Origin of the sequence: Blastococcus sp. TF02A-35 (genome assembly GCF_004571075.1) — a bacterium.
In the GTDB taxonomy this organism is placed as follows: Bacteria; Actinomycetota; Actinomycetes; order Mycobacteriales; family Geodermatophilaceae; genus Blastococcus.
Genome location: NZ_SPQP01000044.1, coordinates 14311 through 28809, shown reverse-complemented (window position 1 = coordinate 28809; position 14499 = coordinate 14311). Strand labels below are relative to the sequence as shown.

19 protein-coding genes and 1 pseudogene are annotated in these 14499 nt (G+C 76.3%); 7 read left to right on the top strand and 13 right to left on the bottom strand.

The genetic code is table 11. From position 1 onward, the window contains the following. The coding region (locus tag E4P43_RS17005) for a protein kinase (protein ID WP_245159198.1) at window positions 1-971 on the bottom strand (971 nt) is incomplete at its 3' end. Window positions 972-1309: 338 nt separating this feature from the next. On the opposite strand from E4P43_RS17005, the gene E4P43_RS17000 reads away from it, so the two are divergent. Next, a complete protein-coding gene (locus E4P43_RS17000) occupies window positions 1310-2086 on the top strand; it encodes an enoyl-CoA hydratase-related protein (protein ID WP_135146630.1) in 777 nt (258 codons plus the stop codon). Window positions 2087-2167: 81 nt separating this feature from the next. Here the strand turns inward: E4P43_RS17000 and E4P43_RS16995 are convergent, their stop codons facing one another. After that, window positions 2168-2389, bottom strand: a complete 222-nt coding sequence (locus E4P43_RS16995; protein ID WP_135146629.1) for a hypothetical protein — start codon at window positions 2387-2389, stop codon at window positions 2168-2170. A gap of 116 nt (window positions 2390-2505) precedes the next feature. On the opposite strand from E4P43_RS16995, the pseudogene E4P43_RS20635 reads away from it, so the two are divergent. Continuing rightward, window positions 2506-2928, top strand: a pseudogene (locus tag E4P43_RS20635) (MBL fold metallo-hydrolase); the annotation flags it as partial. 29 nt (window positions 2929-2957) lie between these two features. After that, a complete protein-coding gene (locus tag E4P43_RS20630; protein WP_245159197.1) occupies window positions 2958-3143 on the top strand; it encodes a hypothetical protein in 186 nt (61 codons plus the stop codon). A gap of 27 nt (window positions 3144-3170) precedes the next feature. Here the strand turns inward: E4P43_RS20630 and E4P43_RS16985 are convergent, their stop codons facing one another. The 3 genes from E4P43_RS16985 to E4P43_RS16975 form a co-directional block, all read right to left on the bottom strand. Further along, window positions 3171-3419: a hypothetical protein gene (locus E4P43_RS16985; RefSeq protein WP_245159196.1), complete on the bottom strand. Its 249-nt coding sequence runs from the start codon at window positions 3417-3419 to the stop codon at window positions 3171-3173. 146 nt (window positions 3420-3565) lie between these two features. Beyond that, entirely contained in the window at window positions 3566-4039 is a 474-nt protein-coding gene (locus E4P43_RS16980; RefSeq protein WP_135146627.1) for an SRPBCC family protein, read from the bottom strand. Next, complete coding sequence (locus E4P43_RS16975; protein ID WP_245159195.1) at window positions 4039-4779, bottom strand: GntR family transcriptional regulator; 741 nt, start codon at window positions 4777-4779, stop codon at window positions 4039-4041. The genes E4P43_RS16980 and E4P43_RS16975 overlap by 1 nt, the downstream gene beginning before the upstream one ends. Window positions 4780-4921: 142 nt before the next feature. Between E4P43_RS16975 and E4P43_RS16970 the strand changes: the two genes are divergently transcribed. Beyond that, window positions 4922-5950, top strand: coding sequence for an ATP-dependent 6-phosphofructokinase (locus E4P43_RS16970; protein WP_135146625.1), 1029 nt, complete (start codon window positions 4922-4924; stop codon window positions 5948-5950). Between the two features lie 94 nt (window positions 5951-6044). After that, a complete protein-coding gene (locus tag E4P43_RS16965) occupies window positions 6045-6665 on the top strand; it encodes a TetR/AcrR family transcriptional regulator (RefSeq protein ID WP_167759221.1) in 621 nt (206 codons plus the stop codon). Here E4P43_RS16965 and E4P43_RS16960 read toward each other — a convergent pair. The 3 genes from E4P43_RS16960 to E4P43_RS16950 all read right to left on the bottom strand — a co-directional run bounded on the left by E4P43_RS16960 (window position 6631) and on the right by E4P43_RS16950 (window position 8616). Beyond that, window positions 6631-7866 (bottom strand): metallophosphoesterase, encoded by a 1236-nt coding sequence (locus E4P43_RS16960; protein ID WP_245159194.1) that lies wholly within the window; start codon window positions 7864-7866, stop codon window positions 6631-6633. The two genes, E4P43_RS16965 and E4P43_RS16960, sit on opposite strands and share 35 nt — an antisense overlap. Before the next feature lie 129 nt (window positions 7867-7995). Continuing rightward, window positions 7996-8364 (bottom strand): hypothetical protein, encoded by a 369-nt coding sequence (locus E4P43_RS16955; RefSeq protein ID WP_135146622.1) that lies wholly within the window; start codon window positions 8362-8364, stop codon window positions 7996-7998. A 69-nt stretch (window positions 8365-8433) separates the two neighbouring features. Continuing rightward, window positions 8434-8616, bottom strand: coding sequence for a hypothetical protein (locus E4P43_RS16950; protein WP_135146621.1), 183 nt, complete (start codon window positions 8614-8616; stop codon window positions 8434-8436). 68 nt (window positions 8617-8684) lie between these two features. On the opposite strand from E4P43_RS16950, the gene E4P43_RS16945 reads away from it, so the two are divergent. Further along, window positions 8685-9644: an endonuclease/exonuclease/phosphatase family protein gene (locus E4P43_RS16945; protein WP_135146620.1), complete on the top strand. Its 960-nt coding sequence runs from the start codon at window positions 8685-8687 to the stop codon at window positions 9642-9644. An 87-nt stretch (window positions 9645-9731) separates the two neighbouring features. Beyond that, window positions 9732-10622, top strand: coding sequence for a DUF2382 domain-containing protein (locus E4P43_RS16940; protein ID WP_135146619.1), 891 nt, complete (start codon window positions 9732-9734; stop codon window positions 10620-10622). 7 nt (window positions 10623-10629) lie between these two features. Here the strand turns inward: E4P43_RS16940 and E4P43_RS16935 are convergent, their stop codons facing one another. The 5 genes from E4P43_RS16935 to E4P43_RS16915 are packed head-to-tail and all read right to left on the bottom strand — an operon-like array spanning window position 10630 to window position 14494. After that, window positions 10630-11391, bottom strand: a complete 762-nt coding sequence (locus tag E4P43_RS16935; RefSeq protein ID WP_135146618.1) for a nitrilase-related carbon-nitrogen hydrolase — start codon at window positions 11389-11391, stop codon at window positions 10630-10632. Beyond that, window positions 11388-12569: a pyridoxal phosphate-dependent aminotransferase gene (locus E4P43_RS16930; RefSeq protein WP_135146617.1), complete on the bottom strand. Its 1182-nt coding sequence runs from the start codon at window positions 12567-12569 to the stop codon at window positions 11388-11390. The genes E4P43_RS16935 and E4P43_RS16930 overlap by 4 nt, the downstream gene beginning before the upstream one ends. A 46-nt stretch (window positions 12570-12615) precedes the next feature. Beyond that, window positions 12616-12831, bottom strand: coding sequence for an RNA-binding S4 domain-containing protein (locus E4P43_RS16925; protein WP_209313938.1), 216 nt, complete (start codon window positions 12829-12831; stop codon window positions 12616-12618). 4 nt (window positions 12832-12835) lie between these two features. Further along, window positions 12836-13561, bottom strand: coding sequence for an MOSC N-terminal beta barrel domain-containing protein (locus E4P43_RS16920; protein WP_135146616.1), 726 nt, complete (start codon window positions 13559-13561; stop codon window positions 12836-12838). Between the two features lie 15 nt (window positions 13562-13576). After that, window positions 13577-14494 carry an aldose 1-epimerase family protein gene (locus tag E4P43_RS16915; protein ID WP_135146615.1) on the bottom strand — a complete coding sequence of 306 codons (918 nt, stop codon included), beginning with the start codon at window positions 14492-14494 and terminating at the stop codon, window positions 13577-13579. Window positions 14495-14499 lie beyond the last annotated feature (5 nt).

The following is a 14499-nucleotide window of genomic DNA, read 5'->3' as shown; positions in this document are numbered from 1 at the left end:
GTGGCCGCGGCCGCGGGACGGGACGACCGCCCGCGGCGCCCCTTCGCCCCCGGGGTGGCGGCGCCGTTCCCCGCGGCGGCGTGCCCCGCCGCGACGGTCGCGGCCACCACGGTCCCCTCGGCCGGAGGCAGCTCGCGGCCGGCCTCGACGTCGGCGATCGCCGCGGCGAAGGCGGCGCCGTCGGCCAGCCGAGCCGACGGGTCCTTGAGCAGCGCCCGCCCGATCAGGGTCCGCACGCCGGGAGGCAGCTCGTCCGGCAGCGGTGCCGGGTCCTGCTGGACCTGCTTGAGGGCGATCGTGACCGCGTTGTCGCCGTCGAAGGCCGGGCGCCCGGTCAGGCACTCGTAGCCGATCAGCCCGAGGGCGTAGACGTCGCTGGCCGGGCTGGCGTGCCGCCCCTCCGCCTGCTCGGGCGACAGGTACTGCGGGGTGCCGATGACCTGGCCGGTGCGGGTGAGGGCGACGCTGCGGGCCGACCACGCGATGCCGAAGTCGGTGATCTTCACGGCGCCGTCGGGCCGGACGAGGATGTTCCCCGGCTTCACGTCGCGGTGCACCATGCCGACCCGGTGCGCCTCGGCCAGGGCGGAGGCGGTCTGGCGCAGCAGGGCCAGCGTCGTGCCCGCCTCCAGGGGTCCCTCGCGGCGCAGCAGCGCCGACAGCGGCTCGCCCTCGACGAGCTCCATGACCAGGTAGGCGAGGGTCTCGCCCGAGCCGTCCTGCGCCGTCTCCTCGCCGTAGTCGAAGACGGCGGCGATGTTCGGGTGGCTGAGGGCGGCGGCGTGCTGCGCCTCGGCCCGGAAGCGGGCGACGAAGGTCGGGTCGCCGGTGTACTCGCTGCGCAGGACCTTCACCGCGACCGGCCGGTGCAGGGCGATGTCGAGACCCCGCCAGACCTGGCCCATGCCGCCGGCGGCGATCAGCTGGTGCAGCTCGTAGCGGTTCCCCAGGCACCGGCGCCCTGGTTCCACCACTGAGGCCACTCCTCGTCTCTGCCGCCGCTCTCGCGCGCGGTCACGCCGCCGTACCGTTTCCCGGACGACGCCCTGGATGCTGTCCACTCCGCCGCCCGCCTACACATCGCAGGCATGCTCATCGTCTCCGACGGGTGGCCCTGCTCCTCAACACGGGGGTGCCGGGGGACCGGCCGACCGGCGCGCCGGTTGCGGCCCGTGCTCGCGGGGACACGGTGCTGCGCCGTCGGCCCGGACGGGGGAGGCGCGGGGCGCTGCCGGGCCGCGTGCCAGGGTGACCGCCGAGGCGGGACGGCGGCGGGCGCGGTCCAGCGAGCGAGCCGGGAGGCGCGACGATGTCCGACACCGTGACCAGGGACGACGACGGCGGCATCGCCACCCTGACGCTGCTGCGCCCCGGCCTCACCCACGACGCGCGCCGGGACCTGCTGGCCGCGGTGCGCGCGGTGGCCGGCGACGAGTCGGTGCGGGCCGTGCTGCTGACCGGCACCGGCCGGGCCTTCTGCGTCGGCCAGGACCTCGGCGAGCACCTCTCGGAGATGCAGAGCGGGGCGCCGGCGCCGCTCTCGGTCGTCGAGGAGGAGTACAACCCGCTGGTGCTGGCGCTCGCCGGCCTGCGGGTGCCGGTGGTCGTCGCGATCAACGGCGCGTGCGCCGGCGCGGGCCTGGGCCTCGCGCTGGCCGGGGACCTCCGGGTGGCCGCCGCCGGGGCGAAGTTCACCACCGCGTTCACCGGCATCGGCCTGTCCAGCGACTCGGCGCTGGCCGCCCGGCTGGTGCACAGCGTGGGTGGCTCGCGGGCCGCGGAGCTGCTCCTCCTGCCCGAGCCCTTCCTGGCGGAGCGGGCCGCGGAGTGGGGCCTGGTGCACCGCGTCGTGCCGGCCGAGCAGGTGCTCGCCGAGGCGCGGGGGCTGGCCGAGCGCCTGGCCGCGGGCCCGACGGCGGCCTACCGCGCGGTGAAGACCGTGCTGGCGACCGCCGCGACCGACTCCCTCGAGGAGACCCTGGCCCTCGAGGCACGGCTGCAGGCGGAGGTCGGCCGGAGCGCGGACCACCGCGAGGCGGTCGAGGCGTTCCTGGCCAAGCGCCCGCCGGTCTTCAGCGGGCGCTGAGCCCGGCGGGCGACCGCCGGGGAAGAGGGCACCTGCCGCCGGGGTGGGCCGGACCGACCCGGGGGCAGGGCGTCGAGGGCCTCAGGAGCGCGCGAGGACCGTGCAGGCGGGGCAGACGTCGGTCGCCCGGAGCGGCCACCGCTCCTCGGGCACGACGCGGGCCAGCTCGCCGCAGACGGTGAGTTCGCAGGCGCCGTCGATCTCGGCCACCGGACGGTGCAGCTCCACCGCGTGCCACATCGCCGCCGTGAGGCCGTGGGCCCGGCTGCGAGCGGCGGCGTGGACGATCGTCTGCAGCATCATGCTGACGTCGTCGGCAGCCGCCCCGCCGACGGTTACGGGGCCCGCGGGTGCCCTCACCCCTCGGGGTGAGGTCGGCCGGGCCCGCGCCCGCTGCGCGGCCGGTGCAGGATGCGCGCATGGAGCTCACCAAGCACGGGCACGCCTGCGTGGTCATCGCCGACGGCGACCGGCGGCTGGTCATCGACCCGGGCGCGTTCACCGACCCGGCGGCGCTGGAAGGCGCCACCGCGGTCCTGGTCACGCACGAGCACCCGGACCACTTCGTCGCCGACCGGCTCCGGGCCGCGCTGGAGGCCTCCCCCGGCCTCGCCGTCTGGACCAACCGCTCGGTGGCGGCCCAGCTCGAGGGGGCCGGGGACCGGGTGCGCGTGGTGGGTCACGGCGACGTGGTGGACGTCGCCGGGTTCGAGGTGGCGGTGCACGGCGAGCTGCACGCCGAGATCCACCCGGAGCTGCCACGGGTGGCCAACATCGGCTTCCTGGTCGACGGGCAGGTCTTCCACCCGGGGGACGCCTTCACGGTGCCCGAGACGCCGGTGGCGACGCTCCTGCTGCCGCTGCACGCGCCGTGGTCGCGGACGCCGACGTCATCGACTACGTACGGGAGGTGCGGGCCGACCAGGCCTTCTCCGTCCACGACGGGCTGCTCAACGACGCAGGTCTGGGCGTCGTCGGCGGGCTGCTGGGCGAGCGGGGCCCGGGGATCCCGACGCCGTTCAGCCGGCTGGCCCCGGGGGAGACGGTCGAGCTCTGAGCCGCGCCGTCTCCCCGGGGCAGCGGGTCAGCGGACCGCGCGCTTGTTCTTGCCGGCGATCGCCTCGGCCACGCCGATCAGCAGGACGGCGGCGACCACGGCCAGGACGAAGCCCAGCACGTTGAGCTCCCAGATGTCGCCGGTGCCGAAGAACTGGGCGATCAGGCCGCCGATCAGCGAGCCGACCAGCCCGAGGGCGAGGGTGGCGACGATGCCGAGGTTCTGCTTGCCCGGCGTGATGAGCCGAGCGAGCGCGCCGATGACGAGTCCAGCCACGAGAAAGCCGATCATGTTGTTCCCCTTCGTTCGTACCGGCGTGGCCCCCATGCCGGCATCCGCCGGCTGCGCACACCGGTGCACGACGAGGTCCAGTACCCCCAAGATCGCCGGGTGAAGCACCGCATCCCCCGATCGGGGGCGGGTCAGGCGGGCCGGCCGGCCCGGTCGACGTGGGCGGGCACCTTGGCCAGCTCGGCGTCCACGGTGCGCTGCACCAGCCTGCGCAGGGCCCCGCGCTGCAGCCGGCGCACGACCCGGCCGCCGGTGGTGGGCTCGTGGGTGATGGTGATCGTCACCCGCGTCCCCCCGCTGCCCGAGGCGGCCAGCTCGATGCGCGTCGTCCAGGTCTCCGGCGTGAGCCGCAGGCGCGTGGTGACCAGCCGCGTCGGCTCCCACTCCACGATCTCGCCCTGCGGCGCCCCCGCCGCCGGGGCACCCTCCAGCCTCCCCGGCGCGCAGACGAAGGTGGTCCCGACGCCCGGGTCCGCGACGACACCGTCGAGGACGTAGGAGACGTCGCAGACCGAGCAGTAGGGCTCCAGGACCGCCAGCGCCCGCCACACCTGCGCGGGCGGCTGCGGCACCTCCCGGCTGCCCGTGGCCGTCGTCGTCGCCATCAGCGTCCGTTCACCGAGACCTCGAACTCGACCTGGCTGACGTCGGGCCGCAGCCTCGAGAAGCTGTGCAGCAGCGGCTCCCCGCCGGAGTCGCGCACGGTGGTGCGCACCACGAGCAGCGGCGACCCGGCGACCACCTGCAGCAGGGCGGCCTCCTCGGGGGCGGCGGTGCCGACGTCGACGACGATCCGCGCGTGGGCCAGGTCGGCCTGGTACTCCCGGCGCAGGTACGCGTACAGCGAGCCCTCGCTGAAGTCCTCCTCGGCCACGCGCGGGTACCGGTCCGCGGGCATGTAGCTGTGCGCGACGTGGTTGGGGGCGCCGTCGACGCTGCGCAGCCGCTGGAGCTCGATGACGTCGGCCGCGCCGTCCAGCCCCAGCTCCGCGGCGACCGCCGCGGGGGCGGGGACCACCCGCTGGGCCAGCACCGTGGTGCCGACCTGGGCCCCCTGCTCGGTCATCACCGAGCTCCAGCCGGCGATGCGGTGCACGAAGCTCTCGCGGTACTCGTGCCGGATGGCGGGCCGGGTCACGTACGTGCCGCGGCCCTGCTCGCGCACCAGGTGCCCGTCGGCCACCAGACCGTCCACCGCGCGCCGCAGCGTGATGCGGCTGACGCCGTACTCGGCGCACAGGACCGGCTCCGGCGGCAGCAGGGTCAGCTCCGGGAGCGCGGCGACGCGCCGGCGGAGGTGCTCCCGGACCGACAGGTACTTCGGTCCGGGGACTGGGCTGACCACGAGGCAAAGGTACTGCCCGAGCAGACGTCTGGTCGTCATGTCGTATGAGACGTCACATCGGCGCGCCGGACCACGCCGCGAACAGTGGGTCGTCTAGACGTCATGACGTATGGTCGAGGCTTCCGACCCGGAGGGAGGTCCGATGCGCATCGGAGTCCTCACCGGCGGGGGTGACTGCCCCGGCCTCAACGCCGTGATCCGGTCCGTCGTGCGGACCGCCGACCACCGCTACGGCAGCGAGGTGATCGGCTTCCGCGACGGCTGGCGCGGCCTCCTGGAGGACCGGACCATGCCCCTCGACGTCGGCCGCGTCGACGGGCTGCTCACCCGGGGCGGCACGGTCCTCGGCTCGGCCCGCGTCGCGCCCGAGCTCCTGCGCGACGGCCTGGAGCGGATGCGCGCGGTGCTCGCCGCGCACGAGGTCGACGTCCTCGTGCCGATCGGCGGGGAGGGGACGCTCACCGCCGCCCACGTGCTCTCCGAGGCCGGCGTGCCCGTGGTCGGCGTCCCCAAGACGATCGACAACGACATCGACTGCACCGACCTCACCTTCGGCTTCGACACCGCGGTGAGCATCGCCACCGAGATGATCGACCGCCTCCACACGACCGCCGAGTCCCACCAGCGCGTCCTGCTGGTCGAGGTGATGGGCCGGCACGCCGGCTGGATCGCCCTGCACGCGGGGCTGGCCGCCGGCGCCCACGTGACGCTGGTGCCCGAGCAGCCGTTCGACGTCGACGAGGTCTGCCGGCTGGTGAGCGCCCGCTTCGCCCGCGGCGCCTCGCACGTCATCGGGGTGGTCGCCGAGGGCGCCACCCCGAGGCCCGGCACGATGTCCATCCGGGACGGCGGCGTCGACGAGTTCGGCCACCGCCGCTTCACCGGCGTCGCCCAGCAGCTCGGCGAGGAGCTGGAGAAGCGCACCGGCAAGGAGGTGCGCACCACCGTGCTCGGCCACGTGCAGCGCGGCGGCACGCCCACCTCCTTCGACCGGGTGCTCGCGACCCGCTTCGGCCTGCACGCCGCCGTCGCCGCGCACGAGGGCAGGTTCGGCGAGATGGTCGCCCTGCGCGGCACCGACATCGAGCTGGTCCCGCTGGCGACGGCGGTGGCGCGACTCAAGACCGTCACGGCGTCCCGGCTGGCCGAGACGGAGTCCTTCACCGGCTGAGCGGGACCCGCCGGCGCACCGGTCCGCGACCCGTGTGAGGGAAACGACCTGGTCGGGTCGGCGGGCCGCAGGTGCCGGGGGGCAGACTCGGCCCGTGATCGACGCGTCGTCCGGCCGAAGCGCCCGGTGGGAGAGCACCCATCGGCGGATCTTCGCGGCGGCGCTCCGGCTCTTCCAGGAGCACGGCTTCGACGCGGTCGGGGTCTCCCAGATCGCGGCCGAGGCGGGCGTCTCGGTGCCGACGTTCTACGCGCACTACCCGAGCAAGGAGCACGTCGTCATGCGGATGGCGACCCCTGCGCAGACCGCGGCGGTCCTCGCCGCGCAGCCGGCGGAGCTGCCGCTGGGCCAGCGGATCCGCAGAGCGGCCCTGGCGACGGTGGGCGGCGGGCTGGGCGAGGACGAGGAGGACTTCACCGCGCGCTGGCAGGTGATCGCCTCGACACCCGCGCTGCGGCACCGTGCCGCGGAGTTCGAGCGCGCCACCGCGGCCATGGTCCTGGAGCACCTGTCGGCGACCACCGGCCGGCCGATCGGGCCCACGGACACCGTGGTGGCCGGGGCGTACCTGTCGGCCTACACCGCCGGGCTGCTCGCCTGGGCCGACTGCCGGGGCGAGCGCCCGATCGTGGCCTGCGTCGAGGAGGCGTTCGACGCGCTGGAGGACGCGTGGTCCACCCTCAGCGACCCGGGGAGCGCAGCTCCACCACGGTGACCTCCGGGCGCGCGCCGATCCGCATGGGCGGCCCCCAGGCGCCCGCGCCGGCGGTCACGTACAGCTGGGTGTCGCCGTGCCGCGAGAGGCCCTCCACGGCCGGCTGGTCCAGCCGCACGGCGTAGTCGAAGGGCCAGAGCTGGCCGCCGTGCGTGTGCCCCGACAGCTGCAGGTCGACCCCAGCCCTGGCCGCCTGGTCGACCATGAACGGCTGGTGGGCCAGCAGCACGACCGGTGTCGCGTCGTCGCGGCCGTCCAGCGCGGCATCGAGGTCCGCGCCGTGCCCGGGGACACCGGAGGCCGCGGCCACCCGGTCGTCGATGCCGGCGAGGTCGAAGGACGCCCCGCCGCGCACGATGGGGACCCGCTCGTTGCGCAGCACCTCCACGCCCAGCGTGGGCAGGTGGCGCAGCCAGGCGCGGGTGTCGGTGAAGTACTCGTGGTTCCCGGTGACGAAGAAGACGCCCTGCTCGCTGACCAGGTCGCCGAGCGGGGCCACGTCCTCCCGCAGCTCCTCCACGGTGTCGTCGACCAGGTCGCCGACGATGGCGACGACGTCGGGGCGCTGCGCGTTGACGATCTCCACCAGCCGCTCGAACCGGCGCCCGCCGTAGGTCGCGGAGAGATGGGCGTCGGAGAACGTGACGATGCGCAGGCCGTCCAGCGCGGGGCTCAGCCGCGGCAGGGTGACCGGGACGCGCCGGACCACGGGGGCGCTGCCGGCGAAGTAGGCGCCAGTGCCGGCGGTGCCCAGGGCCACCACGCCCGCGGTCACGGCCAGGCCGCGCGCGAGGAACAGCCGGCGCGAGCGGTCGGGCAGGTCCTCGTCCGCGGGCGCCGGGGCGGCGTCCTCCTCGGGGGACGGCACGGGGGCACCGGCGGCGACCGGCGCCGGGACGGCGGTCCGGGCCCGGCCGCGCCGCCGGATGAGGGCGTTGCCGACGGCGCGCACGGGCTCCAGGGCCAGCAGGGACAGGAACGCGTAGAGCGCGATGCCCAGCCAACTGAAGCCCACCCAGCTCAGCGGGGCGGCGGCGTCGAGCGGGAGCTGCCCGCGCAGCACCACTGCCAGCACCGGCAGCACGGCCAGCAGCACCGTGAGCCACGTCAGCCGACGGCGCCACCGGCCGCGGTCGGTCGTGCTGCGCACGAGGCGGAACCAGAGGTAGCCGTGCAGCAGCCCCACGGCGAGCAGGACCACGGTGCCGAAACCCAGCAGGCCGACGACGGACAGGACGGCCTCCGGGCCTCGGGATCACGACGGACCCCTCCATGGTGCCCGTCCGCGCGCCGGCACGACGACGCGGCACGGCGGGAGGGTCCCGCCGGGTCAGCCGGAGAGCCGGGACCCCAGGGCGGTGGCCAGCTTCGAGGCCCGCGGCGACGGACGTGCGCCGGCCGCGACCAGCCGGTCGCCCACGGCCGCCAGCAGGGCCTCATCCCCCGCGCCCAGCTCGACCTCGACCTCCCGCCACGTGCGGACCTCCGGCTCCCCGCCGGGTGTGGCGGGCCGGGTCTCGGCGCGCACCGTGTCGTCGGCGACCTCGGCCAGCTGCCGGCCGTCCTCGGCACGCAGCGCCGTGAGCAGCCGGCGGGTGTGCAGCAGCACGACCGGGCCGAGCCCGGCGTCGCCCAGCAGCTCGGCCACCGCCCGGCGCAGCTCCGCCGGAGGGGCCTCCCCGCCCTCGCCCAGCGGCACGTGCAGCTCGCGGCGGGCGGCGCCGGCCGGCAGCTTCAGGTGCCAGCCGGCGTCCGGGCCACCGGTCCGTCAGCGCAGGGTCACCCGCGCCCGGGCCAGCCGCAGGTCCGGGGTGTCGTGGTAGACCGCCACCAGCTGGTGCGCCTCCGGCGGCGGGACCGCGGCGACGCCGGGCAGGCCGGTGAGGTCGGGGACGTCGAACTCCGGGTCGACGTCGAACTTCCGCTCGACCTCGAGCTGCTCGGTGGCCATCCCCCGACGGTAGGGCCTGGCGGGGCCGCCGGTGGCCCGGCCCCGCGGCGCTGGCTACGTTGCGGGGCATGTCCCCGCAGCGCGGCCGGAGGCGGTGGGCCACGGCCGCGAGCCTCCCCTGGGCGGTGTGGGCCGCGGTCCGGCTGACCGGCTCGGAGCGCGGTTTCCCGCTGGTGCCGGCGCTGGCCTTCACCCCCCAGGCCGCGGCGGCCTCGGTCCTCCCGCTGTCCGCGGCGGTCGCCGCATGCTCCCGGGCGGGAGCGGTGCTCGCCGCGGTCTCCGGGGTGGCGCTGGCCGGGGCGGTGCGACGGGCCCGCGGCACCCCCGGTCCCTCACCCGGCGGCGGCACGGTGCTGCGGGTCGCCACGGTGAGCCTGCGCAAGGGCCGGGTCCCGGCGGCGTCGGTCATGGGGCTCGTCCGGAGGGACGGCGTCGACGTCCTCGCCGTCCAGGAGCTGACGCCCGGCGCGGAACGGCGGCTGCGCGAGGCGGGCCTGGACCGGGAGCTCCCGCACTCGCACGTCGTCCCCTCCCGGCCCGGCTCGGTCGTCTCCGGCTCCGGAGCGCTGTGGAGCCGATGGCCGCTGCACCGTCCCGGGAACGTGGCGGGGACGTTCGAGCAGCCGTGCGCCCGGGTCCGCATCGGCGACGGCGCGGAGGTCGAGGTCGTCTCGGTGCACACAGCGCCCCCGGCGACCTCGCCCGGGGCCGTGCGCGCCTGGGCCCGGGACCTGGCGGCGCTGCCGTCCCCGGCCCCCGACGTGCTCCGCGTGCTCGCCGGGGACTTCAACGCCACACCGGACCACGCGGCGCTGCGGTCGGTGCTGCGCCGCGGCTGGGTGGACGCGGCCCGCGCGACCGGGCTCGGGACGACGTGGACCTGGCGCCCGCTGCGGCTCCCCCTCCCCCGGCTGGTGCTCGACCACGTGCTCGTGGACCCACGGCTGGAGGTGGCGGCGTGCTCCGTCGTGCCGGTGCCGGGCAGCGACCACCGGTCCGTCGTCGTGGACGTGGTGCTGCCCGGCTGAGGCCGGGATGTTCACCGGTCGCGCGCTCGGGGAAGCCCCCGTGTCCAGTGGTGTGCGACCGAGCGCGCCGCGTGGAGAGGAGCGGCCATGTTGAGCCAGCGCGAAGTGACCGCGGCGATCGGCACCACCGCCTACGGCAAGGGCGGCGACAAGCTGGGCACGGTCGAGCACTTCTTCGTCGACGACCGGACCGGTGAGCCGACGTGGGTGGCGGTGACCACCGGGCTGTTCGGAACCCGGCACTCCGTGGTCCCCGCCCAGGAGGCCACCTTCGCCGACGGCCGGCTGCAGCTCCCGGTGAGCGCCGACGCCGTCAAGAAGGCGCCCGCGATGAGCGGTGACCACCTCGACCCCGGTGAGGAGGCCGAGCTCCGCCGGCACTACGGGCTGGACCGCACCGGCCTGGAGGCCACCGGTCCGGACCGCACCGCTCCCGTCGGCAGCACCGACACCGTGAGCGTCCCGGCCACCCCGCCCGTGCCGGCCCCCGCGGAGCCGACGGCCCGGCACGCCGCCCTCGAGCCGGACACCACCGCGCCGGACACCACCGCCCCGGACACCACAGCGCCGGACACCACCGCGCCGGCGACCGACGGCGCCATGACCCGCAGCGAGGAGCGGCTCCGCGTCCGCACCGAGCGGGTCCCGGAGCGCCGGGTGCGGGTGGTCAAGTACGTGGTCACCGAGGAGGTGCAGGTGACCGTGCCGGTCCGCCGCGAGGAGATCCGGATCGAGGAGGTGCCCCTGGGCGAGCCGGGCGGGGTCCCGGCGGGCTCGCCGGCTGCCGGCACGGGCGGGCTCCCCGAGGAGATCGTGCTGCACGCCGAGCGGCCGGTGGTCGACGTCGAGGTCGTGCCGGTCGAGCGGGTGCGGCTGCGCACCGAGCTCGTGCAGGGGCAGGAGACCGTCAGCGGCCAGGTGCGCCGCGAGCAGGTCGTCGTCGACCAGGAGGGCCTGGCGCCGCGCCCCACCGCCTGAGGGCGGGTCAGCCCCGGCGGTCGGCCAGGAAGCGGAACCGGTCGCGGGTGGCGGCCACCTCCGCGGCGTCGACGTCGGCCAGGACCACCGTCTCCACGCCGGCCGCGGTCGCCAGCAGCTCGCCCATCGGGCTGATGATGCGGCTGTCGCCGGCGTGCTCGGTGCCGTCCCCGGCCGTGCCGACGCGGTTGCAGCCGACCACGTAGGCCTGGTTCTCGATGGCCCGGGCCTGCAGCAGCGCCTGCCAGTGCTGCCGGCGGGCGGCCGGCCAGTTGGCCACCACGACGTACAGGTCGGTCCCGGTGGCGGCCCGCCAGAACACGTCGGCGAAGCGCAGGTCGTAGCAGATGAACGGGGTGACGCGGAGGCCGCCGACCGTCACCGACACGGGGCCGTCACCGGCCCGGAAGCGCTCGTGCTCGCCGCCGTGGCTGAACGGGTGCAGCTTCCGGTAGCGGTGCGTGCTGCCGTCGGGCCCGGCGAGCACGAAGGAGTTGTAGGGGAGCTGCTCGCCCGGGGCGATCTCCGGGCAGCTGCCGCCCACCCAGACGCCGTGCTCCGCGGCCTGGGCGGCCAGGAACGCCGCCGACGGCCCGTCCTCGGGCTCGCCGATGCCGGGGGTCATCGAGAAGCCGGTGGAGAAGGTCTCGGTCAGCAGCACCAGCTCCGCTCCCGCGCCCGCCGCCCGGGCCACCTGGGGGGCGAGGCGGGCGAAGTTCGCCTCGCGGTCCTCCCAGACGATGTCGTGCTGCACCGCCGCGACCCTCACGCCGACCTCCTCAACCGTGCGACCGCCCCGGCGAGGACGTCGTCGCTCTTGCAGAACGCGAACCGGACCAGGTGCCGCCCCAGCTCGGCGTGCTCCGGGGTGTAGAAGACCACGGTGGGGATGGCCACCACACCGGCCCGCTGGGGCAGCTCCCGGCAGAAGGCCAGCCCGTCCCCGTCGGGGCGCACCGGACGGACGTCGACGGTGGCGAAGTAGGTGGCCTCCGGGGCCACCACCGGCAGGCCGGCCTCGCGCAGGCCGGCGACGAGCACGTCCCGCCGGTGCTGCAGGTCCCGTGCGACGCCGGTGAAGTACTCGTCGGGCAGCCGCAGGCCCGCGGCGACGGCGGGCTGGAAGGGGCCGCCGTTGACGTAGGTGAGGAACTGCTTCGCCGTGCGGACCGCCGCCACGAGGTGCGCCGGACCGCAGACCCAGCCGACCTTCCAGCCGGTCACGTTGAACGTCTTGCCCGCGCTGGAGACGACGAGGGTCCGCTCCCGCATGCCGGGCAGCGTGGCGGGCGAGAGGTGCCGGGCGCCGTCGAAGACCAGGTGCTCGTAGACCTCGTCGGTGAGCACGGTGAGGTCGTGCCGCTCGGCGAGCGACGCCAGCACCCCGAGCTCCTCGGGCGTGAAGACCTTGCCCGTGGGGTTGTGCGGGGTGTTGACCAGCAGCAGCCGGGTGCGCGGGCCGACGGCGGCGCGCAGCTCGGCCTCGTCGAAGGTCCACGGACCCTCGCCGCCGGGTGGGGGCCGCAGGGCGACGGCGCGCACCACGCCCCCGGCCATGGCGACCGAGGCGCTGTAGCTGTCGTAGACCGGCTCGAACAGGACCACCTCGTCGCCGGGCTCGAGCAGGCCGAGCATGGTGGCCGCGAGCGCCTCGGTGGCGCCGGCGGTCACGAGCACCTCGGTGTCCGGGTCGTAGGCGGCACCGGAGAACCGCTGCCGGTGCTCGGCGACGGCGGCCCGCAGCTCCGGGACGCCGGGCCCGGGCGGGTACTGGTCGGCGCCGGTGCCGATGGCCGCGCGGGCGACGTCGAGCACCTCGGGCGGGCCGGGGTAGTCGGGGAAGCCCTGGCCGAGGTTGACCGAGCCGGTGGCCACGGCCAGCGCGCTCATCTCGGCGAAGACCGTCGTCCCGAAGCCCCGGAGGCGGGACGCCAGGGGTGCGCTCACGGTGCTCCTCCCCGGTTCCACGTGGAACCGATGCCCGTCGCCGGGCTCAGCCGATGCGGACGTCCTCGTGGCCCTCGATCGCGACCACGTCGCCGGAGCGGAGCTGGCGGCCGCGGCGCTCCTCCGGCTCGCCGTTCACCGTGACCGCGCCGGAGGCCAGCACGTCCTTCACCTGGGCGCCGGTCGGGACGGCGTCGACCAGCTTGAGGAGCTGGCCGAGCCGGATGGAGTCCTCGCCGGGACGCAGGTCGACGGTGTGCACGCGCTCAGTCTGCCGTCGGGCCCAGCACGTCGCCGACCCGGACCGTCCCCGGCTCCACGACGGCGCCCCGGACGGCCAGCAGCCCGCCCCGCTCGCGGTGGATGGTCTTCAGCACCGAGGTGTCGCGGCCGATCCCGCCGGGCTGGGGCCGGGTGGTCATGACGCAGCGGGGGATGGGGACGCCGAACCGCAGCCGGACGCCACCGAGCACCGCCTCCCGGCCCTGCAGCCGGTCCTCGCCCTCGCCGTCGAGCACCACGTTCGCCCGGAACCGGCGGCGGTCCCAGGCGCCGAGGGTGCCGGTCGAGACCAGGGACACCCGGATCCGGGGGCTGTCGTGGAAGGGGCCGGACGCGCCCTCCCACTGCCGCCACTCGGCCGGGTCGGGGGCGTCCTCGTCCACCGCGGTCTCGTAGGTCGGTGGGGCGGCGCCGTCGTCGGGTGCGGCCCTCAGCTCCACCCGGCGGCCCAGCCAGTCGGACAGGGCGTCGGCGTCGGTGGTCACCGTGCCGTCGGGGAGCACGACCTCCACCCCGCCGTCGGGACGCACCCGCGCGGAGCCGAAGAGCAGCTCGGGCACCCGCCGCGCGGTGAGGCCCATCCCGGTGTCCCGGTCGAAGAGCGCCCAGCGCCGGTCACCCGCCAGGCCGAGCACACCGACGTCGGCCTCGGCCAGCCGCTCGCCCTGCAGCGACTTCACCGGGTAGCGCCACAGCTCCAGCACCCGCATCCACGGCTCCCCCACTCAGGCCGCCGGGCTCCAGGCCAGCGTCCAGGTGCCGGCCCACTCGGCGCCCGGCTCCAGGACCAGGAGGTCGGTGCCGTCGGCCAGCGCGTTCGGCGGGCAGGTCATCGGCTCGACGGCCAGGCTGCGCCGCCACTGGCCCGTGGGCAGGGTGTCGCCGCTGTAGACCTGCAGCCACGGCCAGGCGGCGTCGGCCGCGAGGACCAGCTCGCCGGCCGCCCCCGTCAGGCGCACCTTCGCCCAGCCCTCCGCGTCACGCTCCAGGTCGGTCAGCGGGGTGTCGAGCGCGCGGTCGCCGACCCGGCCGACCGCCCCGTCGAAGGGGCGCCGCTCCCCCGTCGGCATGCCGCCGTCGAGGACCAGCTCGGTGCGCGCCGGCAGCGCCAGCCCGGCGTCGCCGATGCCGCCGTCCTCGGTGGCCCCGACGGAGAGGTAGGGGTGGACGCCGGCACCGAACGGCGCCGGCCGGTTCCCGGCGTTGCGCACCCTGAGCGTCCAGGTCAGCCGGTCGGCGTCGAGGACGTGGTCGACGGCCGCGGCGAGCCGGAACGGGTAGCCGGGGTGGGGCTCGACCGTCGTCCCGACCGTGACGGACCGGTCCGACCGCTGCAGCACGCTCCAGGGCTGCCAGGACAGCAGGCCGTGGATCGCGTGCGGCTCCTCGGGGGACTGGACCTCGAGCTGGAGCTCCTCGCCCTCCCACCGCCAGCGGCCGTCCCTGATCCGGTTGGGCCAGGGCAGCAGGACCGCGCCGCGCCAGCCGGGGAGCATCCGGCCGGCGGGGTAGCCGTCGAGCACCTCCCAGGCGCCGACGGCCAGCCGGCGGAGGGCACCGCCGCGGAGGTCGACGACGAGGCGCGCGTCGCCGGCGGAGAGCTCGACCTCGGCGGGCTCGGCCGGGGGCCAGGTGTCAGGCATGCGGT